Origin of the sequence: Mesorhizobium delmotii, assembly GCF_900149755.1 — a bacterium.
GTDB classification, from domain to species: Bacteria; Pseudomonadota; Alphaproteobacteria; order Rhizobiales; family Rhizobiaceae; genus Mesorhizobium; species Mesorhizobium delmotii.
In genome coordinates this window covers 73,907-97,781 of sequence record NZ_FUIG01000041.1, presented here as the reverse complement: position 1 = coordinate 97,781, position 23,875 = coordinate 73,907, and the positions used below count along the sequence as shown (strand labels likewise).

The following is a 23,875-nucleotide window of genomic DNA, read 5'->3' as shown; positions in this document are numbered from 1 at the left end:
GAGCCTGTCACAATTGAGCCCGAATCAAGGTGCGATAGCGCTTGACGGATGCTGGCGCTTCGGCTGTGTTGTCGACACCTCTGACCAGGGCCTTTTCCACAACGCAATCGAGGTTTTCCGAGCCCGCATGCCTGCCGAGATTCGCACGGCCCGCGCGTCCGACGTCGATGACCTCGCCGTCATCGAGAAGGCTGTTTTCTCGAGCGATCGCATTTCCCGCCGCTCCTTTCGCCAGTTGATCGAACGCGAAAGTGCCGAGCTGCTGGTTGCCGAAAGCGACGGCCGCGTCGCCGGCTATGCGGTCGTGCTGTTTCGCAAAGGCAGCGGCGTCGCGCGGCTCTATTCCATCGCCATCGGTCCCTTTTTCGGCGGGCTCGGCATTGGCCGCATGCTGCTGGCATCGGCGGAGGAGACCGCCTTCGAACACAACCGCATGATGCTGCGCCTCGAGGTGCGCGAGGACAACAGCCGAGCCATTCGCATCTACGAGCAGAGCGGCTACCGCAAGATCGGCCGCGAACCGGGCTATTACGAGGACGGCGCCTCGGCGCTGCGCTACGAAAAGACCTTGCGGGGCGACATTCCGGTCGCCACCAGGGTGCCGTTCTACCAGCAGACCTGCGAATTCACCTGCGGCCCGTGCTGCCTGATGATGGCAATGGCCAATTTCGAGCCCGGCTTCGTGCCCGACCCGGTCATGGAAATCCGTTTGTGGCGCGAGGCGACCACCGTTTTCATGATGTCGGGGCCTGGCGGCTGCGAGCCGTTCGGCCTCGCCGTTGCCGGCCATGAAAGCGGGCTCTCTGCCGAGATATATGTCTCCTTCCATGGCGCGCTGTTCCTGCAGTCGGTGCGCAGCCAAGACAAGCGCCGGGTGATGGAACTGGCGCAGGTCGACTTTCGCCGGCGCGCGGAACTTTACGGCATCCCGGTGAATTACCGTCCATTCGCCATCGACGATATCCGCACCGCGATCGCCGAGGGGAAACTGGTGTTGGTCCTGATCAGCGGCTTCCTGATGTTCGGCAAAAAGGTTCCGCACTGGGTGCTGGCCATCGGCGACGACGGCGACCATATCCTGATCCACGATCCCTGGGTCGAAGACGAGAGACAGGAGACCATTCTTGATGCCGCCAACATTCCCGTGCCTTACGGCATCTTCATGAACATGGCGCAGTTCGGCCGCGACGGATTGCGTGCCGCCATTACCCTCGGAAAGCGCGACAGACAATGACCTGGGTCATCCTTACCGGCCGGCAGAACGATCTCGATCAGGTGGCGACACCGCACAAGATCATCACCAATCGCGACTACCTTGCCCATCCGGCGCTGTTTCGCGGCCAGCGGCCGAAGGTCATCAACCTGTCGAACAATTACGGCTACCAAAGCCGCGGCTACTATGCCTCGCTGCTGGCCGGTTCGCGCGGCCACAAGGTCATCCCGACGGTCGAGACGATGATCGACCTGTCCGAGCGCAAGCTCTACGATCACGCGCTGCCGGAGCTGGAACTCGCGCTCAACAAATGCCGCAAGGATCTGGGCGGCGCCTTTCCGCAAAAAGTCTGTATTTTCTTCGGCATCGGCCCGTCGAGGATATGGGATCGCTTCGCCAAGCTTTTGTTCGATTGGTTTCGGGCGCCGGCGCTGGAAGTCCGCATCACCGACAGCGCCGAATGGGCGTCGATCCGCAAGATCGGCTTCCATCCGCTGGCCAGGATGACCGAGGAGGAAGAAAAGCGCTTCCTTCAGTGCCTCGAGACCTACACCAACCGCGAATGGCGTGACACCAAGGGCCGCACGCCGGCGCGCTACACCTTCGCCACATTGGTCGATCCGCACGAGGAGTTGCCGCCGTCGGAGATTTCGTCGCTGCGCTACTGGGCCAAGATCGCCGAAAAGATGGGCGTCGAAATCGAGCCGATCACCAAAAAGGATCTGGCCAAGCTCGCCAATTACGACGCGCTGTTCATCCGCGAGACCACTTCGATCTCCAACCACACTTACCGCTTCGCGCGCCGCGCCCAGCAGGAAGGCATGCCGGTCATCGATGATCCGCTGTCGATGATCCGCTGCACCAACAAGGTCTATCTCAACGAGCTGATGACCTACAACAAGGTGCCGGTGCCACCGACGGTGATGATCGCCGGCACCTCGGATCTCGAAGTTGCGGCGCGGGCGCTGGGCTTTCCGCTGGTGCTGAAGATCCCGGACTCGTCGTTTTCGCGCGGCGTCAAGAAATGCGCCACCTTCGAGGAGCTGAAGACGCTTGCCACCGAATGGCTGGAGGATTCCGATCTCTTGATCGCGCAGAAATTCATTCCGACCGAATATGACTGGCGCGTCGGCGTGCTCGGCGGTCAGCCTCTGTTTGCCGTGCACTATCTGATGGCCAAGAAGCACTGGCAGATCGTCAACCACAAGGCCAACGGCAAGCCCGACCAGGGCGGCATCAAGACCTTTACCTTGAAGGAGGCGCCGGCCCATGTCGTCGAGACGGCGGTGAGGGCGGCGCGCTGCATCGGCGACGGCCTCTACGGCGTCGACCTCAAGGAGACCAGGGACGGTGTCTTCGTCATCGAGGTCAACGACAATCCCAATCTCGACCATGGCTGGGAGGACTCCGGCGAAAAAGATGAGGTCTGGGTGCGGCTGACGCAGTGGTTCCTGGAGCGGCTCGACCGACAGGGACGGTAACCGTTCCACTTGGGGAGACGGAGAGATGCTGTTCATAGTGATCGAGGATTTTCGCGGCCGCGATAGGAAGGAGATTTACCGTCGCTTCCGCGACCGTGGTCGCCTCATGCCGGATGGGCTTCGTCTTCATCACAGCTGGATCTCGGCGGACATGGGCCGCTGCTTCATCCTGATGGAGGCGGATGACGTCACGCTGCTGCAGCGTTGGGTCATCGAATGGTCGGATCTGGTGGATTTCGAGATTGTTCCCGTGGCAACGAACAAGGACATGGTGGACGGATTGAGCGGGCACCTCTAAGCAGGCGCAAAAGCTGCGGGTTCGCCATAGTCGAATGCCGCCTCCTGCCATCAGGAGTTAGCGTTTTGTTTCGCGACTAGAGCCGGCGATAGCACCGAGCGTAGGCATTCCTCGATCAGCCACTGCCTGAACGCCGCCACCGCGTCGCGCCTCAAGCTTCGTTGCGGGATCGTCAGGCAATAGGGCTGGCGCAGTTCCAGCGCCTGTGCGACGGGCCTGATCAGCCTGCCGTCTTCCACCGCCTCGGCGCAGAAGACGCCCTGCGCGAGCGCGACGCCGAGGCCCGAAATGGCGAAATCGAGGGCCGCCCGTGACGAATTCGCCGACAGACCGCGCTGGGTCGCGCGGCCGGGCTCGATGCCGGCCGTCTCGAACCAGTTGCGCCAGGATGGAAAGGACGCGCCTGTCGGCCCCCAATCCGTATGGATCAACGGCAAGCGGGCGAGGGCGGCGCCTTCAAAACCGCCGATCCCGCTTGCCATGCCCGGTGCGCAAACGGGATATACGGCATCGCTCACGATGTCTTCCGTTGCCTGGTCGCGATAGTGGGAGCGCCCATAGGAAAGACGTATGTCGATCAGGTCACGGTCGAACGACACCGGATCGTCTTCGCCTCTCAGCGATATGTCGACCGCGCCGTGGCTGGCGACAAAGCTCTTCAGGCGCGTCGAGAGCCAGCCCATCGCCATGGATTGCGGTACCGAGACGACAAGCCGTGATCGAAACTCCGCGCCGCTGAGCTCGCGCGACACGCTGCCGATCTCCTCGAAGGCCGTTGTCAGTCGAGGCAGCATTTCCCGGCCGGCATCGGTCAGCACGGCACGGCGGTTGACCCGGTGAAAGAGCTTGCGGCCCATCTGGTCCTCGATGGTCCGGATCAGCTGGCTGACCGCGGCAGCGGAAATCGAAAGTTCTTCGGCTGCGGCGGCAAAGCTGCCGCAGCGCGCTGCAGCCTCGAAAGCCTGGAGTCCCCGCAAGGATGGAAGTGCGACCATGGCAACCAATAGATAAGTCAAGCTTATCTAAATTGCAGAAATCCTCGTTTTGCGAAAGCTACTTTGGCGATTAGCCTGATCTGATCGACAGTGCGGGATTGAAACCAATGGACCATCGCGACGTGATCGCATCGCTGACGCAGCAACAGCGCGATCGGCTGACCGCCAAGTCGGATCGTCTCGGGCTGCTGCAGCTTGGCGGTCATTGGGGCGCGATCGTCGTCATCGGCTTGCTGATCATCGCCAAGGTCCCATTCTGGCCGCTTCTGATGCTGCCGCAAGGCATCCTGATCGTTTTCCTGTTCACGCTTCTTCACGAGACGATTCATCGCACGGCTTTCGAAACACAGCGGCTGAACGATAGCGCGGCGCGGGTCTGCAGTCTGGCGATCGCGTTGCCGGCCGACTGGTTCCGCTATTTCCATTTCGTTCATCACCGCTTCACCCAGGATCCGGAGAACGACCCGGAACTGGCCTTTCCCAAGCCGGAAACGCTGCGGCAGTATATTGTCCACGTCTCCGGCATTCCGGTGTGGTGGGGCCACTTCAAGAGGCTCTACATCAACGCCACTGGCAGATGCCAGGACAGTTGCGTACCGCCAAAAGGCCGGCCCAAGGTGCGCGCCGAGGCCCGCGCCATGATTGCCTTCTATGCCGTCGTGCTTGTGCTGGCCGTCTGGTTCCGGGCAACCACGCTCATCTATGTCTGGATCGTGCCGGCGCTTCTCGGGCAGCCGTTCCTACGCCTCTATTTGCTGGCCGAGCATGGCCGCTGCCCTTTCGTGGCCAACATGCTGGAAAACACCCGGACGACGCTGACCAACTGGTTTGTCCGCAAGCTCGCCTGGAACATGCCCTTTCACGCCGAGCATCATGCCTATCCGGGTGTGCCGTTCCATCAACTGCCGGCGTTTCACGCGCTGATCGAGCGCCATCTCAAGGAGATCGAAGCCGGTTACGTGCGCTTCCAGGAAAAATATATCGAAACATTGCGCTGATGGCAGGTATCTCAGGCCGAGCCGATGACTGGCTCGGCGCTGTCGCGTTCAACCGGATTGTCTGACCACCGCGCTCGACTTCAGCAGGCGCTGGATATCCGCCGCATTCGACGGCACACCGATCAGGTAGCCTTGGGCCTCGACACAGCCTTCCCTGCGCAGGAATTCAAGTTGCGCTCCGGTTTCGACGCCTTCGGCGGTGACGGTCGTTCCAAGCTGCGCACCGAGCCCGATAACCGTGCGCACGATCGCGGCCGTGTCGCGGTTGTCGATGTCGCGGATGAAGGAGCGGTCGATCTTGATCTTGTCGACCGGGAAGCGGCGGAGATAGCCGAGCGACGAGTAACCGATGCCGAAATCGTCCAGCGCGATACGGACGCCGAGGTCGCGCAACTGCCTGAGCGTCTTGAGCACGGTATCGCTCTCGTCCATCAGCACCGTTTCGGTGATTTCCAGTTCAAGCCGATCGGCCGGCACGCCGGAAAATGCCAACGCGGAGATCACACTGCGGGCAAAGGTACCACTTTCGATCTGCACGGCCGAGACATTGACCGCGATACGCAACCCATGCGGCCAGCCCGCCGCAACCGTGCAGGCTTTCCTCAGCGCCCACTCGCCGAGCGGCACGATCAGCCCGGTTTCTTCTGCGACCGGGATGAAGTCGTCTGGCGGCACCAAGCCGCGTGCCGGCGAGTGCCACCGCATCAGCGCTTCGGCGCCGACGATTTCGCTGGAAGCTATGTTCATGATGGGTTGGAAATCGAGCTCGAATTCCCGCCGCCGCAGCGCTGCCTGCAGGTCGGTTTCGAGTGCGCGTCGTGCCCGTACCATCGCATCCATGCCTGGCTCGAAGAAGCGATAGACGTTGCGTCCTTCGCTTTTCGCCCTGTAGAGGGCCATGTCGGCGTTTTTTAGCAGCGTGTCGGCATCCCTGCCGTCATTGGGGAAAAGGGCGATGCCAAGGCTGATGCCGACATGCATGTCGCGGCTTTTGTCGCGAAATGGCTTTCCGATGATGTCGATAATGCGTTTTGCCAGTTTTTCCGCATCGCCGGCACCTTTTGGGCCGGCACCTTTTGTATTGAACTGGATGATGACGAACTCATCGCCGCCGAAACGAGCGACCACGTCCGTTTCGTTGCGAAGGCAATTTTGCAGCCGCTCGGCCACGCATTTCAGCAGCCAGTCGCCCGCCGGGTGCCCCCAGGTGTCGTTGACGGACTTGAAGCGGTCGAGGTCGAGCGAGAATATCGCAGGTCCGTGGCCTCGCCCAAGGCCTGGTCGAGCCGTTCGCGGAACATCGAGCGATTGGGCAGATTGGTCAGCGTGTCGTGATGTGCAAGGTGGGTCATGCGCTCTTCGACGCGCCTGCGCTCGGTGACGTCGTCGAAAGTTGCGACCCAGCCGCCGCCACTCATCGGCCGCCGTACGACCAAAAGCGTTCTGCCATCGGCAAGATAGCGATAGGTTGACCGCATTTCCCCGGCTTGAAGGCAGGCCGCGGTTTTCGAGATCTCGCTCTCGATGTCGATCTCTGCATAGATACCCAGGCGGGCGAGCTGCTCGAGCGCGTCGCGATGGCTCATGCCAAGCGGAAAATCAGCCGGCGTCACGTGGTAGAGTTCCAGGAAACGTTCGTTGCGCACGATCAGCCTGCTGTCTGCGTCATACATCAAAAGGCCTTGCGACATGTTGGCGAGTGCCGCGTCGAAGCGTCGATGCTGCTCCTTCAGCTCCTGCTCGGCGCGCCGCTGTTCGGTGATATCCTCGTAGATCGACACCCAGCCGCCTGAAGCCAGCGGCCGGTGCGAGATGTTGATGATGCGGCCATCCGACAGCGTTTCCTCGTAGGTCGAGGGTTTCGCCCGGTCGATATAGGGCTTGCGGATGGCGTAGAGTTCTTCGGCGCTGTGCGAGGCGACACCGATGTCGACGCTGTGCTGGAGGATGTCGAAAAAGCGGATGCCGGGCTGCACGATCTCGGCGTCGAGGCAAAAGATGCTGGTATAATTGCCGTTGCAGATGATCATACGCTCGTCGGCATCGAACATGGCCAAGCCATGCGACATGTTCTCGACGGCGGCCGAAAAACGATCATCCTGTTTGCGCAGTTCGTCCTCTATCCGTCGCGGCAGGCCTATGCCTTCGGCCCTCCGTCCGCGGACGGGCGAACCAGCCTTGGCATGAGTGACGGACATGAGGCGTGCCTGCAGACCGTGATCGAACACGGCACTGTTGTCCTTTTCGGTTAATTTACCGTTTTTCAGTCGGCCGGCTGCAGCGTTTGACGCCGCGATTTCTCGATTGCCGCATACCGTTTGAGGAACGCGTTTTGCGCCCAGGTCACCGAACGCGGGGTGAAATCGAAGCGTTCGGCATTGAAGCCGCGCGGTCGGCCGAAGAATTCGGTCGCCTCGGCGGTCGAAAAGCCGGCAAGCAGCGTCGCCTCGAAATAGGCGGCGATCTGGTCGGCGCGCTTGATTTCCTTGCGCAGGCCCGCACTAGGTTCGACCGGCAGCGAAAAGCGCAGATGGATGGCGCGCTGCAGCCTCAGCTCGCACTCCTTGTAGCTGCCGCCCATCACCGATTTGAACGGTGAGATCATGTCACCGATGACATATTCCGGCGCGTCGTGCAGCAAAGCCGCCAGCCGCGCGTCGGCCGGGGCGTCCGGCGCCAGCTCGCCGAAAAGCGCCTCGACCAGCAGCGAATGCTGGGCGACGGAAAAGGCGTGATCGCCGTTGGTCTGGCCGTTCCAGCGGGCGACGCGGGCAAGCCCGTGGGCGATGTCCGAAATCTCGATATCAAGCGGCGAAGGGTCAAGCAGATCCAGCCTCCGGCCCGACAGCATGCGCTGCCAGGCGCGCGGCGGCGCGCCGGCACGGTCGGCCGCCATCAGGCCTCCTCCGCGCCGACGGATTCGTGCGGGCCAACGGTTTCCAGCGGAAAAGTGAACTTCGCCCAGGCAGGGATGGTGAGCGACACAGTGACGTCATCCGCCATGATCGGCTGGCCGGCGTCGAGCGCTGCCTTGACTCGGTCGATACGGGCTATGGCGAGGCCTGCCGTGCCGGCGGCAGTACCAAGCGTGCCGACCGGTCGCCCGGCAACTGTCAGTTCGGCGCCAGGAGCCGGCAGGGGCCGTTCGGCCGAAACGATCAGTACCCGCCGTCTGGCGGTGCCGCGATGCTGCATGCGCGAGACCACCTCCTGGCCGACATAGCAGCCCTTCCTGAAGCCGACACCGCCGGTCTCGTCGAGCAGCACATCATGCGGGAAGGCGTCGCCGAGCTGATAGTCGCTGCCGCTTTCGGCAATCCCATGGGCGATGCGCAGAGCTTGCCATGCGGCCGGATCGCCGCCGGCGGCCGTGCCGCCATAAAAGCGCGTTACGGACGCGTCGCGGAACCGTGCATCTGCAACCGGCGTTGAATCAAACTGCGAAGCGGTTGAATCATCCCCCCACGCAACAGCGACAAGTCCCTGATCTGTCTTGGCGATCTCGACCTTGGCGCGCAATTTGTAGAGCATCAGCCGCCGGATAAAATCATCTGATATATCGGCTCGGCATTCGAGGCGGAAGGAATTCTCGCCAGCGCGGGAGATCAGGAAGTCGAACAGGATCTTGCCTTGCGGCGTCAGCAAGGCGCCAGGCTTTGCTTCGCCGGCAGCCAGTGCGTCGAGGTCGGTGGTCAGAATGTTCTGCAAAAAGTTCTCGGCATCCGGGCCTGACACGGAAACGAGTGCGCGATCTTTTAGTAGGGCAAAGGGCATGGGCGGAAAAAGAACCTGATCTTGCAAAACAGTCGGCCATTACGTAAGCCGCTGACACTCCCCCCGCAAGAGACCGGATCAGCATGGCCACGACCTACGACCTCATCCTGACAGGCGGCACGGTGGTCAACCACGATGGCGAGGGCCGGCGCGACGTCGGCATCAACGGCGGGCGCATCGCCGCCATCGGCGATCTCGGCCAGACTTCAGCCGGCGAGACGGTCGACTGTCGTGGCCTGCACATCCTGCCCGGCGTTGTCGACAGCCAGGTGCATTTCCGCGAGCCGGGGCTGGAGCACAAGGAAGATTTGGAGACCGGCTCGCGGGCAGCTGTGCTGGGCGGCGTCACCACCGTCTTCGAGATGCCCAACACCAACCCGCTGACCACCAGCGAGGCAGCCCTTGCCGACAAGGTGCGGCGCGCCTCCGGCCGCATGCATTGCGACTTTGCCTTCTGGGTCGGCGGCACCCGCGACAATGCCGGGGATGCCGGCGAACTGGAGCGGCTACCCGGTGCTGCCGGCATAAAAGTATTCATGGGCTCGTCCACCGGTGACCTTTTGGTCGAGGACGATGAGGGCGTCGCCTCGATCCTGAGGAATACCCGCCGCCGTGCGGCCTTCCATTCCGAGGACGAATTCCGGCTGCGCGAGCGGCTCGGCGAACGCATCGAGGGCGACCCGGCCTCGCATCCGGTTTGGCGCGACGAGATCGCCGCCTTGCGCTGCACCGAGCGCCTTGTGCGCATTGCTCGGAAAGCCCGCGCGCGTATCCATGTGCTGCACATCTCGACCGCCGAGGAGATCGCCCTCCTCGAACGGCACAAGGACGTCGCGACCTGCGAGGCGACACCGCATCATCTGACGCTGAGCGCTGACGACTATGCACGCCTCGGCACGCTGATCCAGATGAACCCGCCTGTGCGTGCAGCACGCCACCGCGACGGCATCTGGCACGGCATTGCGCAAGGCACCGTCGATGTGCTGGGTTCCGACCACGCCCCGCACACGCTGGCCGAAAAGGCAAAGCCCTATCCGGCCTCGCCGTCGGGCATGACCGGCGTGCAGACGCTGGTGCCGATCATGCTCGACCACGTCAATGCCGGCCGGCTGACGTTGCAACGTTTCGTCGACCTGTCCAGCCACGGCCCGCAGCGTATCTTCGGCATGGCCAGGAAAGGCCGCATCGCCGCCGGCTACGACGCGGATTTCACGATCGTCGATTTGAAGCGTCGCGAGACCATCACCAATGCGCAGGCAGGCTCGAAGGCCGGCTGGACGCCCTATGACGGCAGAGAAGTGACCGGGTGGCCGGTCGGAACAGTCGTGCGCGGCCGCCGCGTGATGTGGGAAGGCGAGATCGTCTCGCCAGGGCAGGGCCGGGCGGTGGAGTTTTCCGAGGCGCTGGCGGTCTAGAGCGGCGGACTTTCAAATCGCATCGTACCGCCGCTTGTCTTCTGTTTGAGATCGGATTTTCCCCAAACCGGTACCCACTCCGATGCTCTAGGCGGGCTTGAGGGTAGGAGAGGGCAATGCCGCTCAATCCCCGGCGACGAAGAACGTCCACTGTCCGTCCGGCGTGATGCCGACGCGGTAGAAGATGTAGGCGCCGAACTGCTTCATGCTGTCATAGTCGCCGGCGGTGACGATCTTGAACAGCTCGACCCGCTGCCTGGCGTCGAGCTTGTCCAGCGGCAGCGCGAAGAAATATGGCCAGACATAGAGCTCCTGCGGCGTGCCGACATCGACATGGACATAGCCGGCACTGAGCACCTCTTCCAGGATGGCGAGGATTTCCTGGCCTTCCGTGTCGCCCGAAAGACCTTTCAGGAAGGTGATTGGGTCGCCTTCGATCTCGCTCAGCGACAATTGGGTCATCGTATCGCCCTGGCCGATCAGCGGCCGGAGCTTTTCGATGTCGCCGCTCTTGCAGGCCCCGATAATCAGATCGTGCATGCGCCTGACCGGCTCCGGCAGCTTGCTGAGATCGTAGACGACCTCGGGCAAGGGTTCATCCGGGTCGACTTGCGGATTGGCTATGCCACCATCGTCTGTTGGCCTCTCCGGTTCGATCTGTTCCCGCTCGTCGGGGGGCGTCGGCTGGCTAGCCGCAGGCGGCGTCGTGGCGAGCGGGTCGGGCATCGGCACCGCAGTTCCCGGCGGCGACATGTCGTCGTCGGCGGGCGGCGCGACCGGCGAAGGAAGCTCCTCGCGCTTGATTTCGCTCAGTGCGTAAGCGGGGCTGCTTGCGAGGCAAAGCGCGAGCGGAACCGCGGCGCAAAAAGCGGCGAGCCGGATGCTGAGGGCCAAGCCACGCGGCTGGCCTGACGTCGAAAAATTCACCGCCTGCCTCTCCATGATTCCGTCCAGATGCCCAGGCCCTTACAGGTGCCCAGGCCCTTACAGGTGCCCAGGCCCGCCCAGGTGCCCGGGGCATGACCGCCCAAGCGGCACGCCGTGGTCAAAGAGCCTGATGCCGGTTCAGTGCCGCAGCCGTCCTGGTTCGAAGGCCCCGGCTATCACCTTTTCACGCATGCGGTCGAGCAGGGCAAGGGCCGAGGTCTCACCATTGGCGCGCAGCATTTCGCCGAACGCGGTTTCAAGGGCCGCCTCGGCGATGATTTCCGGCTCGATTCCGGCCGAAAGCCCTTCCGCCCAGGCCTCGCTGTGGCTTTCCACGGCAGTCAGGCGCTTTTCTTCCCTGACCAGCGCGTCGATGTCGTTGACGCCATGTTCCATTGCGATGTCCACCCTTTTCAAGCGGCGATCCGGCAGATGCGGATCAGGCTTGGGCTGTCCCTTTTACACGCAGGTTAAGTAAGTACTTGTAAATACGACATTTCTAGGGTCGTTTCGACAAGGGCTCGTCACGTTTTGCAAACCTGCGTTCGATCCGATTCAAACTTAGCCGATTAGGCCGGCGAGCGGGATGAAAACCTTCAGTTTGAGTTAATTCCACATCCGCGCGGTAACGTTTCGTTAATGCCGTTGCAGAAGTGCAACACAAGGATTGCACTAAGACGCCACCGGACACAAGCAGGGGGGATGCCAAGGTCAGTTGCCGTAGCGCGAGGCGATGTCGCGCGACAGCGTCTCGCCTTCCTTCATGTAGCGGCTGATGGCTTCGGTCGCCGAGGCGGTACACTGCGTATAGGTGCCGCCGAAGGAGCGGTAGCCGCGGTTGAAGCTGGCGATGAAGCGGGCGCGCCGCTCCGGGTCCGGATTTTCCGAAGCAATCAGCTTCTCCATCTCGACCCGCCAGCGGTCGCCCTTCTCGCCGCACAGATTACGCAGGAAATGCAGCGACCCAAGCACCTCCGCCAGCCGCATCAGCCCCGGCTCGAACGGCGACTCGGCGGCCAGCGCCGGCCGCGCGCCGATTGCCGTACTGGCGGCGAGGCAAGCTGCAAGGAAAAGCGATGCACGGATCATAAGTCTATGTGGCCAAACAATTTGTCGGCTGCAAGGCGATTTTGGAGGTTACGCCCCTGCATTCCTGAGCAATTCTTCGGCAACGGCAAACACCGAAGCGGCAAGCGGCAGCGCCGTCATTTCGCCGAGCGTATAGAAGGCGGCGGTCTCGGCGTCGTCGCTGGCTACGGGCTCGCCGTCGACATAGGTGGCGCCGAACACCGTCAGCAGATAGTCGACCGGGTGCCCGTCGCTGCCGCCGTCGATGTGAATTTCCCGAAGTGGGCGGTAGTTGTGCGCCTGCAACCCGGTTTCTTCCAGCAATTCGCGCTGCGCGGCTTGTTGCAGCGTTTCGCCGGCCTCGACCTTGCCGCCTGGAAACGCGTAAAATCCTTGCGAAGGCTGCCGCGCCCGCTTGACCAGCAGCACCGTGTCGCCGCGGACAATGGCGACCGAGACAGCCGGGAGTATCTTGCGCATCTCGTCCATGGATCTCCGATCGTCATTTGCTGCAGCCCGTTGTGGATCGGTCGGCTTGAAGAAGCATTAGCGGTTGCGCAACGCCGGTTCCATCGCCACCTTCGCATCCGACCAATTCAACGAGTTTTACCTTATATGCGGACGCTTTGCCTTGACCGCCACGCCTGACCAGACTGCCGCTTTTCTCGGTCTGGCGGAGGTGGAGGTTTTTCCGGCCCGCTACAACATCGCGCCGACGCAACCGGTCCTGATGGCGATTGCAGGCTTGCCGCAGGCGCCAGGCTCGAACCTGGCCGACCGGCAGCCGATGCTGGTGCGCTGGGGGCTGATCCCGGCCTGGGTGAAGGACACGCGTGAGTTTCCGCTGCTGTTCAACGCCCGCTCGGAGGGAGCAACGGAAAAGGCCTCGTTTCGCACCGCCATGCGCCATCGCCGCGCTTTGGTCCCGGCTTCCGGCTTCTACGAATGGCGTCAATCAGGCGGCAAGAGGGGGCAGCCCTATTGGGTGCGGCCTAAGCATGGCGGGCTTGTCGCCTTCGCCGGGCTGATCGAGACCTATGCCGAGCCGGGCGGTTCGGAGATGGACACCGGCGCCATCCTGACCGTTAACGCCAATGCCGACATCGCCCATATCCATGACCGGATGCCGGTGGTGATGGATCCGCAGGATTTCGCCCGCTGGATTGGATTGCCGCACGCTGGAGCCGCGCGACGTGGCCGACCTGCTCAGACCGGCACGGCTCGATTTCTTCGAGGCTGTTCCGGTTTCCGACCTCGTCAACAAGGTCGCCAACACCGGGCCGGAGATTCAGGAAAGGGGCGTCGTGGGGCTGGAGCCCGGGAAGGCCAGGCGCCAGAAGCCCGGCGCGGACGACAGTCAGATGACCATGTTTTAGCAGTAGCTGCTATTTCCTGGGGCGCTTCAGCGCCTTCATTGCCGGCGCCCCATTTACTGGCGACCGGCCGGCCGCACGTCACATCAGGCAGCGCGCGGCGATATGATCTTCTGCACCGGCTTCTTCTTCTTCGCTGTGTGAAGAAGGGCGGCGACGATCGCGGCCGGGCCGATCGCCCGGTATTGGCTGGCGAGCGCCGGTTGCTTGGCGCTGCTGGAGTCCTGCTTGGTTCGGGGCATTTTTCTCTTCCCTGGTAACGTCTTCGTGTCCGCGTTTGCTGGTCGAATCCGACCAAATCGTGACATCTGGTGATCTAGCCGGCGAATGTTTCATGACTGTGCCGAGATGTTTAATAAAATGTTTCACTGCGTCATTACCTGTGATCCAGCGACTCTTTTGCCGAAAGTTGCGACTTGACGGCAACACTGGGTGAGGCGATAAAGCCGCTCATGAGAACGTCTTTCGCCATTTGTGGCATTTGCATTATTGGCTAGCTTCGCGCTGGTCCGGACGTTTTCGCCTATCTTCCTTCTAGAGTGGACAAACGCCCCGGCCAGCAGGCTGGTGCCTGATTTGCGTCTCGGCGCAAGTGGGCCCAGCCAAAAAGTAACGCACCGGGAAGGCACGAATGTCTGACGCATCGAAGGGCCTGCGCCTCTACAACACGCTGACGCGGACCAAGGAGGATTTCTTCCCCATCGATCCGCGCAATGTGCGCATGTATGTCTGCGGCCCGACGGTCTACGACTTTGCCCATATCGGCAACGCGCGGCCGGTGATCGTCTTCGACGTGCTGTTCCGTCTGCTGCGCCATCTCTACGGGCAAGCGCACGTCACCTATGTACGCAACATCACGGATGTCGACGACAAGATCAATGACCGCGCACTGCGCGATTTCGGCGGCGAGATTGCCTCGGGAAAGCTGTCGCTGAACGAGGCGATCCGGCGGGTCACCGAAAAAACCGCCGACCAGTTCCACAAGGATGTGGCGACGCTCGGCTGCCTGGAACCGACGGTCGAGCCGCGCGCCACCGAATTCGTCGAGCCGCGCGCCGATGGCAAAGTCGACATGATCTCCTTGATTCAACGGTTGATCGAACGCGGCCATGCCTATGTTGCGGCAGGCGAAGTTCTGTTCGACACGGCCTCGATGCCGGACTACGGCCATTTGTCGAAGCGCAATCTCGACGAACAGCAGGCCGGCGCTCGCGTCGCCGTCGATCCACACAAGAAGAACCCTGGCGATTTCGTGCTGTGGAAGCTGTCCTCGCCGGAAGAGCCGGGCTGGGACAGCCCGTGGGGCAGGGGCCGGCCGGGCTGGCACATCGAGTGCTCGGCGATGTCGGCCGCCTATCTCGGCGAGGTCTTCGACATCCATGGCGGTGGGCTCGACCTGATCTTCCCGCACCACGAGAACGAGATCGCCCAGTCGCGCTGCGCCCACGGCACCGATGTGATGGCCAAAGTGTGGATGCACAACGGCTTCCTGCAGGTCGAGGGGCAGAAGATGTCCAAGAGCCTGGGCAACTTCTACTCGATCAACGAACTGCTGGAGACCGAGACCTTTGGTGGCCGCAAATGGCCGGGCGAAGTGCTGCGGCTGGCGATGCTGATGACGCATTATCGCGAGCCGATCGACTTTTCCGTGCGCAAGCTGGAAGAGGCGGAAAATACGCTGCGTAAATGGAAGCGGGCGGCGGATATCGCACCGGCGGCGGCAATGCAATTGCCGGTGGAAGTGGTGGAAGCCCTGTCGGACGATCTCGCAACCTATTCTGCGTTCCAGGTGCTGACGCAATTGGCCGGTGAGGCTGTGGATTTCAATGCTGCCGGTGATGGCAACGCAACCGCGGGCAACGATGCTGCCGCTTCGCTGAAGGCGGCACTATCGTTCCTCGGCTTCGACGTTACGCCGGCCAAGGTCGATGAAGACGCCATCGCCAGGGCGATCGCCAAACGCCTGACCCTCATCGCTGCTGGAAATTGGGCCGAGGCCGACCGCATCCGCGACCAATTGCTGGCGCAAGGTATACAGTTGAAGGACGGCAAGGACCCCGTCACCAGCGCCCGCATCACCACCTGGGAGGTAAAAAGATGATCGATCATCTTGGCATCATCGTTTCCGATTTCGACGCGTCGAAGGCGTTCTATGACAAGGCGATGGCGCCGCTCGGTGCCTCGCTGCTCTACATGGTGCCGCAGGAATATACCGGCGGAGCGAAGGTGGGCGGCTATGGCCGCGACCGGCCGGTGTTTTGGCTGCATCAAGGCAAGGACAAGCCGAAGGACCGCCAGCACGTCGCCTTCACCGCGCGCAGTCGCGCCGAGGTCGATGCCTTCCACGCCGCCGCCATCGCGGCCGGCGGCAAGGACAATGGCGGGCCGGGCCTGCGTCCGCACTATCATGCGAACTACTATGGCGCCTTTGTCTTCGATCCCGACGGCAACAATGTCGAAGCCGTCTGCCATGCCGCGGAGTGAAGCAATGAGCCTAGACAACAGACCGGTCTATACAGGCGGTTGTCAGTGCGGCGCCGTGCGCTTCCGTGTCGAAGGCGCGCTGGGTGACGCCTCCGTCTGCCATTGCCGCATGTGCCAGAAGGCAAGCGGCAATTTCTACCTGCCGCTGGTGTCCGTGCGTGGCGCAAAACTCGACTGGACACGCGGCGAGCCCAAACGCTTCCGCTCGTCCAACGCTGCATGGCGTGGTTTTTGCGCCGATTGCGGCACGCCGCTGACCTTCGAGGCGCCCGACGGCATCGCACTCGCCATCGCCGCCTTCGACGATCCGGAGGACATCGCGCCGACCATCCAGTGGGGCATCGAAGCAAAACTCCCCTATGTCGATCACATCCACGAATTGCCCGGCGAGGACACGATGGCCGATATTTCGTCGTCCTCCTATCTCGCCGACCTCGTCTCTTACCAGCACCCCGACCACGACACCGAACAATGGCCGCCGGAGGAAAGATCATGACCGAAACCGTTCGAACCGGCGGCTGCCAGTGCGGCGCCGTGCGTTTCCGCATTCGTGGGGCGCTTGGGCGCCCGTCCATCTGCCATTGCCGTATGTGCCAGAAACAGTTCGGCTCCTTCTTCGGCGCGCTGGTGACGGTGCCGAAGGACGGCGTCGAATGGGTGCGCGAGGAGCCGAGCTATTTCCAGTCGTCGGTCAACATCGATCGCGGCTTCTGCTCCCGCTGCGGCACGCCGTTGACCTACAGGCAGCCCGGCGGGCTTGAGATCGCCATCGGCGCTTTTGACGATCGCTCCGACCTCGCACCGCAGATCCAGGTCAACTACGCCGCCCGGCTGCCCTGGGTGGAGAAGATCTTCAACGCGCCGGTCCATGACGATCCCGACTACTACACTCGGCAGGAATCGATCATCTCCTTCCAGCATCCGGATCACGAGACGGCCAACTGGCCGCAGGAGGGCCTGAAATTATGAGCAGTGAACTGCGCACCCTCTATCCGGAGATAGAGGCTTACGAGTCCGGCATGCTGGATGTCGGCGACGGCCATCAGGTCTACTGGGAGCGTTCCGGCACCAGGGGTGCCAAGCCGGCCGTATTCCTGCATGGCGGACCAGGCGGCACCATTTCCCCGAAGCACCGGCGGCTGTTCGATCCGAAGCTTTACGATGTCATCCTGTTCGACCAGCGCGGCTGCGGGAAGTCGACGCCAAACGCCTCGCTCGAGGCCAACACCACCTGGCATCTGGTCGCCGATATCGAGCGCCTGCGCGACATGTGCGGCCTCGACAAATGGCTGGTGTTCGGCGGCTCGTGGGGCTCGACCCTGGCGCTGGCCTATGCCGAGACGCACCCCGAGCAGGTCAGCGAACTGGTCGTGCGCGGCATCTACACGCTGACGCGCGCGGAGCTCGAATGGTATTACCAGTTCGGCGTCTCGGAAATGTTCCCCGACAAATGGGAGCGCTTCCTGGCGCCGATTCCCGAGGCCGAGCGCGGCGACATGATGGCCGCCTATCGCAAGCGGCTGGTCGGCAGCGACCGCAAGGCGCAGGTCGAGGCCGCCCGCGCCTGGAGCCTGTGGGAGGGCGAGACGATCACGCTGTTGCCAGATCTGGAAACCAGCAGCCGGTTTGGCGAAGACGACTACGCCGTCGCCTTCGCCCGCATCGAGAACCATTATTTCGTCCATGCCGGCTGGCTGGAGGAAGGGCAATTGCTGCGTGATGCCTTCAAGTTGAAGGACATCCCCGGCACCATCGTTCACGGCCGCTACGACATGCCGTGCCCGGCGCGCTATGCCTGGGCGCTGCACAAGGTGTGGGCGAAGGCGGATTTCCACCTGATCGAGGGCGCCGGCCATGCCTATTCGGAGCCGGGCATCCTCGACCGGCTGATCCGGTCGACGGATCGGTTTGCGGGGAAATGATCATGGGCCGCGAGCGCCTCTATCTCTTCGACACCACACTGCGCGATGGCCAGCAGACGCCGGGCATCGACTTTTCGGTCGAGGACAAGATTGCCATCGCCGGGCTGCTCGACGGGTTCGGCGTCGACTATGTCGAAGGCGGCTATCCCGGCGCCAATCCGACCGACACTGCTTTCTTCGCCGAGCACCGCACGGCCAGTGCCAAATTCGTCGCCTTCGGCATGACCAAGCGGGCAGGGGTGTCGACCTCGAACGATCCAGGCCTTGCCGCACTGGTCCAGTCGAAGTCGGACGCCATCTGCTTTGTCGCCAAGAGCTGGGACTACCATGTCCGCGTCGCGCTGGGCTGCACCAACGAAGAAAACCTCGAGGCGATCAAGGCGTCAGTCGAAGCGGCGATTGCCTCGGCCAAGGAAGCGCTGGTCGACTGCGAGCATTTCTTCGACGGTTTCAAGGCCAATCCCGATTATGCGCTCGCCTGCGCCAGGACCGCCTACGACGCCGGCGCGCGCTGGGTGGTGCTGTGCGATACTAATGGCGGCACACAGCCGTCGGAAGTGCGTGCCATCGTCGAGAAGGTCATCGCCTCAGGCATTCCTGGAGACCATCTCGGCATCCATGCCCATGACGACACCGGCCAGGCCGTGGCGAATTCGCTGGCCGCCGTCGAGGCCGGCGTGCGCCAGATCCAGGGCACTCTGAACGGCATCGGCGAGCGCTGCGGCAACGCCAATCTGATCTCGATCGTGCCGACGCTGGCGCTGAAGCCGGCCTTTTCCAACCGTTTTATGACAGGCATCTCGGCCGAAGCATTGGCCGGCATGTCGCGCCTTTCCCGCGCCTTCGACGAATTGCTGAACCGTGCGCCGGAAGCGCAGGCGCCCTATGTCGGCGCTTCCGCCTTCGCCACCAAGGCCGGCATCCATGCCTCGGCGCTGGCCAAGGAGCCGGCCACCTACGAGCATGTGCCGCCGGAAGCGGTCGGCAACCGCCGCCGCGTCATGGTCTCGGACCAGGGCGGCAAGGCCAATTTCCTCGCCGAGTTGAAACGGCGCGGCATCGAAATGCCAAAGGACGACCACCGGCTCGATGCGCTGATATCAGTGGTCAAGGAGCGCGAGGCCGAGGGCTATGCCTATGAAGGCGCCGATGCCAGCTTCGAACTGCTGGCGCGCAAGATGCTGCACGGTCTGCCGGAATTCTTCAGCGTCACCTCGTTCCGCTGCATGGTCGAGCGCCGCTTCGACGCCAACGGCCAGCTGAAGACGGTCTCCGAGGCGATTGTCAAGGTGCTGGTCGACGGCGAGGAGAAAATGTCGGTGGCGGAAGGGCACGGCCCGGTCAATGCGCTCGACATCGCGCTGCGCAAGGATCTCGGAAAGTTCCAGAACGAGATCGCCGACCTCGAGCTTGCCGACTTCAAGGTGCGTATTCTCAATGGCGGCACCGAGGCGATCACCCGCGTGCTGATTGAATCGCATGACAGCACCGGCGCCCGCTGGTGGACGGTCGGCGTCTCAGAAAACATCATCGACGCTTCGTTCCAGGCGCTGATGGATTCGATCGTCTACAAGCTGATGAAGAACCGCGAGTTGGCTGGGCTGGTCGCGGCAGAGTAGGATTGAACCATCAGCGAAAGTCCATTGATCCATCAGAACTTTGCGATGGTCTTGGCACGGCGGCTGGCGCATAGCGTTGGGCCATGGCTACGCAAGCAATTCAGCTCGAAGCAGACTCAAAGGCCCGACGTGGCTTCCTGCTGGCCCTGGGCGCCTATCTCCTGTGGGGGCTGCTGCCCTTCTACATGAAGGCGGTCGCACATCTGCCGCTGATCGAAGTCATCGCGCACCGCATCGTCTGGTCGGTGCCGATTGCGGCGGTGGTTTTGATCTGGGTCGGCCGCACGGCGGATTTCAAAGCGGCATTGCGTTCGCCGCGCATCATTTCGATGGCGGCGCTGACGGCGGCGCTGATCTCAGTCAACTGGGGCATCTATGTCTGGGCGATCGCGGTCGACCGTACCATCGAGACCGCGCTTGGCTACTACATCAACCCGCTTGTCAGCGTCGTTGTCGGCGCGCTGCTGCTCGGCGAACGGCTCGACCGGCTGCAGATCGCGGCGGTGGTGCTGGCGGCCATCGCGGTCGCGGTGCTGACGATCGATGCCGGCAAGCTGCCCTGGGTGTCGCTGGTGCTGGCGTTTTCCTTTGCCGCCTACGCCTTCTTCCGCAAGACGCTGCCGATCGGTCCGAGCCAGGGCTTTCTGCTCGAAGTGCTTTTGCTGTCGGTGCCGGCGCTCGGCTACATCATCTTCCTCATCGTCACCGGGCAGGACCATTTCGTCTCCAGTTCCCTGAACGATACCGCATTGCTGATCGGCTGCGGCCCGATCACCGCCATACCGCTGCTGCTGTTTGGCTTCGGGGCCAAGCTGTTGCGTCTCTCCACCATCGGCATCATGCAGTATATCGCGCCGACCATTGTGTTCCTAATCGCCGTGCTGATTTTCGGCGAACCCTTCGGCAGCATCCAGGCCATCGCCTTCGGCCTGATCTGGACTGCGCTGGCGATGTATTCGTGGTCGATGTTCCGTGGCCGCGAGATCCGGCCTGCCGCAACGGCAGCGCGGTAAAGGCAAGGGGGTTTCCGATGTATGTCCTGCATATCGCCAACAAGAACTATTCCTCATGGTCGCTGCGGCCATGGGTGCTGATGCGAGAGCTGGGCATTCCATTCGAGGAGCGGCTGACTCCGTTCCCGACCGGATCGAGTTGGAGCCTCTACCGGCCGTTCTCGCCCAGCGGTCGGGTACCGTGCCTGATCGACGATGGCTGGGCGGTGTGGGATTCACTGGCCATCGCCGAATATCTGGCTGAGCGCCATCACGGCGTCTGGCCTGCCGAAGCCAAAGCACGCGCCTGGGCGCGCTCGGCTGCCGCCGAAATGCATTCGAGCTTCACCGGCTTGCGCGGCTCTTGCCCTATGAGTTGCGGTGTGCGCATCGAGCCATTTCCAATGTCCGATGCGCTGAAGCACGACCTCTTCCGCCTCGGTGACCTCTGGAACGACGGCCTTGCCAGCTTCGGTGGGCCATTCCTGGCCGGCGACCACTTCACCGCCGTTGACGCCTTCTTTGCCCCGGTGGCGTTCAGGGTTCAGTCCTACGGACTATCCTTCGAGGGCGCAGCTGCCACCTATCCGACGCGATTGCTGGGTCTGCCGGCGATGCGCGAATGGTACGCGGCAGCCCTTGCAGAGACGTGGCGCGAGCTGAACCACGAGGCGGAGGTGCGCGCCGCCGGCACTGTCATTAAGGACCTTCGCGCAACAGTGTGAGCGATGCTCCTACATTCCCCGACCTAGCCTCCTGACGAACAGATAAACGACCGCGGCGACAACCAGCGATATCGCCTACGCCACCCAGAAGCCGATTGGCGTGTCGACCAGCGGCAGGCCGCCGACATTCATGCCGAACAGGCCGGAGATGATCGTCATGCGCAACAGCACCGCCGTCATTACCGACAGCAAGTAGAGCAACTGGTTCGATTGCGTCGTCAGCTTGGCCATCAGCTCGTCCTGCAAGAGCCGGGCGCGCGCCTGTAACTGCTCGCCGTCGTGATGCAATGTATGGGCGCGGTGCGAAAGCCGCGCCGCCATGTCGTTGATTGGATCAGGCAAATCGTGCGATGCGAATGGTCGAGATGGCGGAACAAAGTGGTTAACGTCGCCATCTGCCGATGGATCAGTTGCCGGCGCGCATCGACCAGCGCCTGCCGCTCACTGTGCCATGCGTCGCAGACGATGCGGTCCTCGATGCCGTCGAGCGTGTCGCCGAGGCTCCCGAGTTCCGTCGCCATGCCGTCGAGCGACTGGCCCATGACAGCCTCGATCAGTTCGGCCGGAGAGCGGAACTTGCGCGAGCAGTTGTCGATCGCCTTGCGGATATTGTCGACCGACCGTAGCGGTTGCTTGCGGCCGCCGATCAGCATCGTGTCGTTGAAGGCGAAGCGGAAATGGCCAAGCCCGCGCGCCTCCGCCGAATAGTCGTGGCGCAGGTCCGGCAGATCGCCGTAGAGCCAGTCGCACCCGAGGTCGATATGGCAGCCATGGCCGGCCGACAGGAAGGCATCGCGCACCGGCGGCGGCAAAGTCGGCTCGGTGGCGATCTCGTGGCGGGCGCGCATGTCGGAAAGCTGGTAGCTGCGCCAGGTCCAGTGTGTGGCGGCCGCGTCTTTGGTTCTCGCGCCTTCGGCGGTAAAGTGATTGACGAAGAACAGCCCGTGCTCGTCTGGCAGATAAGGTGACAGATCGCCGCCTTCCGGGTCGAGAGTGATGGTCATGGTCGCGTCGCCAGTCCTCGAATATGCCGCCGCGCGGCGGCGACCAGGCTGTGATTACTAGCACGGGCGAACCGGTTTGGTGTGACGGTTTTGACGGTCATCCGACGCGGCGTACCAACGCCGTTGTTTGGAGCCAGTTTGGAATAAGACGTCGTTGACTCGCGTTCGCGTAAAGAGCACGGCGCAATCCATGCGGGGGACGTCCGATGCATGCCGGCTTCCCACGAAGCCTACTCATAGCCGTATTGGGAGTCATGGCGAGCTGCGCTGGCTTTTCGGCGCAGAAAAACGGGGGCAATAACCGGCTATGGCCCCAACCCTACCTTACCGAAACCAAGACCGACGCTGATCCCGACCGTCAACATCGCCGAGGCGAAAGGCTGGCAGAAAGGTGGTATGCCGACCCCGGCGAAGGGGCTGACGGTGAACGCCTTTGCCACCGGCCTCGACCATCCGCGCTGGCTGCACGTGCTTCCGAACGGCGACGTGCTGGTTGCCGAAACCAATGCCCCTGCCAAGCATGACGAAGGCTTCAGCGTTAGAAAGGTCTTCATGGACCTGGCTATGAAGCGCGCCGGGGCCGCGACCAAAAGCGCCAACCGCATCACGCTCCTGCGCGACACCAATGGCGACGGCATTGCGGTTGTGCGCAGGACGTTCGCAGAAGGCCTCAATTCACCCTTCGGTATGACGCTTTCCAAAGGCAAGCTCTATGTCGCGAATACCGACGCGCTCGTCGCTTTCCCCTACTCCAATGGCCAGACCCGAGCCACAACGCCGCCGGAAAAGATCGTCGACTTACCGGCCGGAGATCTCAACCATCATTGGACCAAGGATGTGATCGCAAGTGCGGATGGACGCAAGCTCTATGTCACCGTCGGCTCCAACAGTAACGTTGGAGAAAACGGCATGGCCGCGGAGAAGAATCGCGCCGCCGTCCTTGAAGTGGATCGGTCGACCCGCCGCACCCGGGTCTTCGCGTCAGGGCTGCGCAACACGAACGGGCTTTCCTGGAGCCCTGAAACTGGCGAGCTTTGGGTCGCCGTGAACGAGCGTGACGAAATCGGCGACGATCTCGTGCCGGATTACATGACCTCGGTTCGTGACGGCGCTTTCTACGGCTGGCCCTACAGCTACTACGGACAGAACGTCGACGAACGCGTCAAGCCGCAGCGCCCCGATCTCGTGGCGAGGGCGGTCAAGCCCGATTATGCGCTGGGTTCCCATACCGCCTCGCTGGGATTGACCTTCTCCAAAGGCGCGTCGCTCGGTCCGGCCTACGGCTACGGCGCCTTCGTCGGCCAGCACGGCTCGTGGAACAGGAGCGTGCTGAGCGGTTACAAGGTGATCTTCGTGCCGTTCCGCGGTGGTAGACCGAGCGGTCCCCCGAGAGATGTGCCCACTGGCTTCGTCGGGCGTGATGGCAAGGCGATGGGTCGTCCGGTCGGCGTTGCTGTCGATCAGACCGGCGCACTGCTCGTCGCCGACGACGTCGGCAATGTCATCTGGCGGGTCGGCCGGGCGGCGGTAGGGGAATAGGGGAATAGGGGAATAGGGGAATAGGGGAATAGGGGAATAGGGGAATAG

General features: G+C 62.7%; 23 protein-coding genes and 3 pseudogenes. 15 read left to right on the top strand and 11 right to left on the bottom strand.

Features of this window, described 5'->3' with window-relative positions; translation table 11 throughout:
* Positions 1-127: 127 nt before the first annotated feature.
* Genes BQ8482_RS23725 through BQ8482_RS23715 form a run of 3 tightly spaced genes read left to right on the top strand, consistent with a single transcriptional unit; the run spans position 128 to position 2,992 of the window.
* Positions 128-1,234, top strand: coding sequence for a peptidase C39 family protein (locus BQ8482_RS23725; protein WP_244602946.1), 1,107 nt, complete (start codon positions 128-130; stop codon positions 1,232-1,234).
* A complete protein-coding gene (locus BQ8482_RS23720) occupies positions 1,231-2,694 on the top strand; it encodes a RimK family protein (RefSeq protein WP_123149803.1) in 1,464 nt (487 codons plus the stop codon). Before BQ8482_RS23725 ends, BQ8482_RS23720 begins: the two co-directional genes overlap by 4 nt.
* A gap of 37 nt (positions 2,695-2,731) precedes the next feature.
* The gene (locus BQ8482_RS23715; RefSeq protein WP_374120282.1) at positions 2,732-2,992 is read left to right on the top strand and encodes a DUF3303 domain-containing protein; all 261 of its coding nucleotides are present in this window, start codon (positions 2,732-2,734) and stop codon (positions 2,990-2,992) included.
* A gap of 50 nt (positions 2,993-3,042) precedes the next feature.
* Here BQ8482_RS23715 and BQ8482_RS23710 read toward each other — a convergent pair whose 3' ends face one another.
* Entirely contained in the window at positions 3,043-3,987 is a 945-nt protein-coding gene (locus tag BQ8482_RS23710) for a LysR substrate-binding domain-containing protein (RefSeq protein ID WP_123149898.1), read from the bottom strand.
* 107 nt (positions 3,988-4,094) lie between these two features.
* Here BQ8482_RS23710 and BQ8482_RS23705 point away from each other — a divergent pair, with 107 nt between their 5' ends.
* Positions 4,095-4,985, top strand: coding sequence for a fatty acid desaturase family protein (locus tag BQ8482_RS23705; protein ID WP_123149801.1), 891 nt, complete (start codon positions 4,095-4,097; stop codon positions 4,983-4,985).
* 48 nt (positions 4,986-5,033) lie between these two features.
* Here the strand turns inward: BQ8482_RS23705 and BQ8482_RS40370 are convergent.
* The 3 genes and pseudogenes from BQ8482_RS40370 to ygfZ form a co-directional block, all read right to left on the bottom strand.
* Positions 5,034-7,183, bottom strand: a pseudogene (locus tag BQ8482_RS40370) (putative bifunctional diguanylate cyclase/phosphodiesterase).
* Between the two features lie 65 nt (positions 7,184-7,248).
* Positions 7,249-7,881: an HD domain-containing protein gene (locus BQ8482_RS23695; protein WP_123149800.1), complete on the bottom strand. Its 633-nt coding sequence runs from the start codon at positions 7,879-7,881 to the stop codon at positions 7,249-7,251.
* Positions 7,881-8,759: a CAF17-like 4Fe-4S cluster assembly/insertion protein YgfZ gene (ygfZ, locus tag BQ8482_RS23690; RefSeq protein WP_123149799.1), complete on the bottom strand. Its 879-nt coding sequence runs from the start codon at positions 8,757-8,759 to the stop codon at positions 7,881-7,883. Before ygfZ ends, BQ8482_RS23695 begins: the two co-directional genes overlap by 1 nt.
* An 83-nt stretch (positions 8,760-8,842) precedes the next feature.
* Here ygfZ and BQ8482_RS23685 point away from each other — a divergent pair, with 83 nt between their 5' ends.
* Positions 8,843-10,174 (top strand): dihydroorotase, encoded by a 1,332-nt coding sequence (locus BQ8482_RS23685; protein ID WP_123149798.1) that lies wholly within the window; start codon positions 8,843-8,845, stop codon positions 10,172-10,174.
* Between the two features lie 123 nt (positions 10,175-10,297).
* Here the strand turns inward: BQ8482_RS23685 and BQ8482_RS23680 are convergent, their stop codons facing one another.
* The 4 genes from BQ8482_RS23680 to BQ8482_RS23665 form a co-directional block, all read right to left on the bottom strand.
* Positions 10,298-11,101, bottom strand: coding sequence for a hypothetical protein (locus BQ8482_RS23680; protein WP_165848686.1), 804 nt, complete (start codon positions 11,099-11,101; stop codon positions 10,298-10,300).
* A 138-nt stretch (positions 11,102-11,239) separates the two neighbouring features.
* The gene (locus BQ8482_RS23675; protein ID WP_077381793.1) at positions 11,240-11,497 is read right to left on the bottom strand and encodes a hypothetical protein; all 258 of its coding nucleotides are present in this window, start codon (positions 11,495-11,497) and stop codon (positions 11,240-11,242) included.
* Positions 11,498-11,812: 315 nt separating this feature from the next.
* Positions 11,813-12,190 (bottom strand): TIGR02301 family protein, encoded by a 378-nt coding sequence (locus BQ8482_RS23670; protein ID WP_123149796.1) that lies wholly within the window; start codon positions 12,188-12,190, stop codon positions 11,813-11,815.
* A 48-nt stretch (positions 12,191-12,238) separates the two neighbouring features.
* Positions 12,239-12,658, bottom strand: coding sequence for an NUDIX hydrolase (locus BQ8482_RS23665; protein ID WP_123149795.1), 420 nt, complete (start codon positions 12,656-12,658; stop codon positions 12,239-12,241).
* A gap of 124 nt (positions 12,659-12,782) precedes the next feature.
* Here BQ8482_RS23665 and BQ8482_RS23660 point away from each other — a divergent pair.
* Positions 12,783-13,545: pseudogene (locus BQ8482_RS23660) on the top strand (SOS response-associated peptidase).
* A gap of 83 nt (positions 13,546-13,628) precedes the next feature.
* On the opposite strand, the gene BQ8482_RS38730 reads toward BQ8482_RS23660, so the two are convergent.
* Positions 13,629-13,784 carry a hypothetical protein gene (locus BQ8482_RS38730; protein WP_095496669.1) on the bottom strand — a complete coding sequence of 52 codons (156 nt, stop codon included), beginning with the start codon at positions 13,782-13,784 and terminating at the stop codon, positions 13,629-13,631.
* Between the two features lie 389 nt (positions 13,785-14,173).
* Here BQ8482_RS38730 and cysS point away from each other — a divergent pair, with 389 nt between their 5' ends.
* From cysS to BQ8482_RS23615, 8 genes are all read left to right on the top strand, one after another.
* A complete protein-coding gene (gene cysS, locus BQ8482_RS23650) occupies positions 14,174-15,643 on the top strand; it encodes a cysteine--tRNA ligase (protein WP_123149794.1) in 1,470 nt (489 codons plus the stop codon).
* Complete coding sequence (locus BQ8482_RS23645) at positions 15,640-16,026, top strand: VOC family protein (protein ID WP_123149793.1); 387 nt, start codon at positions 15,640-15,642, stop codon at positions 16,024-16,026. The genes cysS and BQ8482_RS23645 overlap by 4 nt, the downstream gene beginning before the upstream one ends.
* 4 nt (positions 16,027-16,030) lie before the next feature.
* Positions 16,031-16,522, top strand: coding sequence for a GFA family protein (locus BQ8482_RS23640; RefSeq protein WP_123149792.1), 492 nt, complete (start codon positions 16,031-16,033; stop codon positions 16,520-16,522).
* A complete protein-coding gene (locus tag BQ8482_RS23635) occupies positions 16,519-16,995 on the top strand; it encodes a GFA family protein (protein ID WP_123149897.1) in 477 nt (158 codons plus the stop codon). The genes BQ8482_RS23640 and BQ8482_RS23635 overlap by 4 nt, the downstream gene beginning before the upstream one ends.
* Entirely contained in the window at positions 16,992-17,948 is a 957-nt protein-coding gene (gene pip / locus BQ8482_RS23630) for a prolyl aminopeptidase (RefSeq protein WP_123149791.1), read from the top strand. The genes BQ8482_RS23635 and pip overlap by 4 nt, the downstream gene beginning before the upstream one ends.
* A 2-nt stretch (positions 17,949-17,950) precedes the next feature.
* The gene (cimA, locus tag BQ8482_RS23625; RefSeq protein ID WP_123149896.1) at positions 17,951-19,567 is read left to right on the top strand and encodes a citramalate synthase; all 1,617 of its coding nucleotides are present in this window, start codon (positions 17,951-17,953) and stop codon (positions 19,565-19,567) included.
* 83 nt (positions 19,568-19,650) lie between these two features.
* A complete protein-coding gene (rarD, locus tag BQ8482_RS23620) occupies positions 19,651-20,580 on the top strand; it encodes an EamA family transporter RarD (RefSeq protein WP_123149790.1) in 930 nt (309 codons plus the stop codon).
* A 17-nt stretch (positions 20,581-20,597) separates the two neighbouring features.
* Complete coding sequence (locus tag BQ8482_RS23615) at positions 20,598-21,284, top strand: glutathione S-transferase family protein (RefSeq protein WP_123149789.1); 687 nt, start codon at positions 20,598-20,600, stop codon at positions 21,282-21,284.
* A gap of 75 nt (positions 21,285-21,359) precedes the next feature.
* On the opposite strand, the gene BQ8482_RS40140 is transcribed toward BQ8482_RS23615, so the two are convergent.
* Both BQ8482_RS40140 and BQ8482_RS23610 read right to left on the bottom strand, forming a co-directional pair.
* Entirely contained in the window at positions 21,360-21,605 is a 246-nt protein-coding gene (locus BQ8482_RS40140; RefSeq protein WP_280178869.1) for a CorA family divalent cation transporter, read from the bottom strand.
* Positions 21,515-22,288, bottom strand: a complete 774-nt coding sequence (locus tag BQ8482_RS23610; protein WP_280178868.1) for a CorA family divalent cation transporter — start codon at positions 22,286-22,288, stop codon at positions 21,515-21,517. Before BQ8482_RS23610 ends, BQ8482_RS40140 begins: the two co-directional genes overlap by 91 nt.
* Positions 22,289-22,494: 206 nt before the next feature.
* On the opposite strand from BQ8482_RS23610, the pseudogene BQ8482_RS23605 reads away from it, so the two are divergent.
* A pseudogene (locus tag BQ8482_RS23605) lies at positions 22,495-23,827 on the top strand (PQQ-dependent sugar dehydrogenase).
* Positions 23,828-23,875 lie beyond the last annotated feature (48 nt).

Bases quoted from the DNA above. Each gene is read 5' to 3' on its own strand.
- BQ8482_RS23710 (WP_123149898.1), bottom strand. From the start codon at position 3,987: ATGGTCGCACTTCCATCCTTGCGGGGACTCCAGGCTTTCGAGGCTGCA.
- BQ8482_RS23670 (WP_123149796.1), bottom strand. From the start codon at position 12,190: ATGATCCGTGCATCGCTTTTCCTTGCAGCTTGCCTCGCCGCCAGTACG.
- ygfZ (WP_123149799.1), bottom strand. From the start codon at position 8,759: ATGCCCTTTGCCCTACTAAAAGATCGCGCACTCGTTTCCGTGTCAGGC.
- BQ8482_RS23635 (WP_123149897.1), top strand. From the start codon at position 16,519: ATGACCGAAACCGTTCGAACCGGCGGCTGCCAGTGCGGCGCCGTGCGT.
- BQ8482_RS23705 (WP_123149801.1), top strand. From the start codon at position 4,095: ATGGACCATCGCGACGTGATCGCATCGCTGACGCAGCAACAGCGCGAT.
- BQ8482_RS23615 (WP_123149789.1), top strand. From the start codon at position 20,598: ATGTATGTCCTGCATATCGCCAACAAGAACTATTCCTCATGGTCGCTG.
- BQ8482_RS40140 (WP_280178869.1), bottom strand. From the start codon at position 21,605: ATGGCGGCGCGGCTTTCGCACCGCGCCCATACATTGCATCACGACGGC.
- BQ8482_RS23720 (WP_123149803.1), top strand. From the start codon at position 1,231: ATGACCTGGGTCATCCTTACCGGCCGGCAGAACGATCTCGATCAGGTG.
- rarD (WP_123149790.1), top strand. From the start codon at position 19,651: ATGGCTACGCAAGCAATTCAGCTCGAAGCAGACTCAAAGGCCCGACGT.
- cysS (WP_123149794.1), top strand. From the start codon at position 14,174: ATGTCTGACGCATCGAAGGGCCTGCGCCTCTACAACACGCTGACGCGG.
- BQ8482_RS23695 (WP_123149800.1), bottom strand. From the start codon at position 7,881: ATGGCGGCCGACCGTGCCGGCGCGCCGCCGCGCGCCTGGCAGCGCATG.
- BQ8482_RS23640 (WP_123149792.1), top strand. From the start codon at position 16,031: ATGAGCCTAGACAACAGACCGGTCTATACAGGCGGTTGTCAGTGCGGC.
- BQ8482_RS23685 (WP_123149798.1), top strand. From the start codon at position 8,843: ATGGCCACGACCTACGACCTCATCCTGACAGGCGGCACGGTGGTCAAC.
- BQ8482_RS23645 (WP_123149793.1), top strand. From the start codon at position 15,640: ATGATCGATCATCTTGGCATCATCGTTTCCGATTTCGACGCGTCGAAG.
- pip (WP_123149791.1), top strand. From the start codon at position 16,992: ATGAGCAGTGAACTGCGCACCCTCTATCCGGAGATAGAGGCTTACGAG.
- BQ8482_RS23675 (WP_077381793.1), bottom strand. From the start codon at position 11,497: ATGGAACATGGCGTCAACGACATCGACGCGCTGGTCAGGGAAGAAAAG.
- BQ8482_RS23610 (WP_280178868.1), bottom strand. From the start codon at position 22,288: ATGACCATCACTCTCGACCCGGAAGGCGGCGATCTGTCACCTTATCTG.
- BQ8482_RS23665 (WP_123149795.1), bottom strand. From the start codon at position 12,658: ATGGACGAGATGCGCAAGATACTCCCGGCTGTCTCGGTCGCCATTGTC.
- cimA (WP_123149896.1), top strand. From the start codon at position 17,951: ATGGGCCGCGAGCGCCTCTATCTCTTCGACACCACACTGCGCGATGGC.
- BQ8482_RS38730 (WP_095496669.1), bottom strand. From the start codon at position 13,784: ATGCCCCGAACCAAGCAGGACTCCAGCAGCGCCAAGCAACCGGCGCTC.
- BQ8482_RS23725 (WP_244602946.1), top strand. From the start codon at position 128: ATGCCTGCCGAGATTCGCACGGCCCGCGCGTCCGACGTCGATGACCTC.